The sequence below is a fragment of the Variovorax sp. 20P10.2.4 genome (genome assembly GCF_058244205.1).
Genome location: NZ_JBZAYE010001211.1, coordinates 1 through 382, shown reverse-complemented (window position 1 = coordinate 382; position 382 = coordinate 1). Strand labels below are relative to the sequence as shown.

Annotated in this window: 1 protein-coding gene; it reads right to left on the bottom strand. The window is 68.6% G+C overall.

The features are described from left to right. Positions 1-382: ABC transporter permease (locus tag AC27VN_RS42345; protein WP_490880650.1), on the bottom strand; the 382-nt coding region annotated here is incomplete at both ends.

Genomic DNA, 382 nt, shown 5'->3' with positions numbered 1-382 from the left:
CTCGGAGAACTGCATGCCCATGACGGTGATGACGGGGATCAGGGCGTTGCGCAGCACGTGGGTCCACAGCACGGCGCGCTGGGTCACGCCCTTGGCGCGCGCGGTGCGCACGAAGTCCTCGCGCATGACCTCGAGCACGGCCGAGCGGGTGATGCGCGCGAGGATGGCGGCCTGCACGACGGCCAGGGACAGGGCGGGCAGCAGCAGGGACTTCAAGCCGGCGAAGACGCCCTCGCCCCAGCCGTCGAAGCCGCCGGCGGAGAACCACTGCAGCTGCACGGAGAAGACGAGGATCAGCAGGATGGCGAACCAGAAGTTGGGGATGGCGATGCCGACCTGCGTCAAACCCATCAAGCCGACGTCGCCGAGCTTGTTGTGGCGG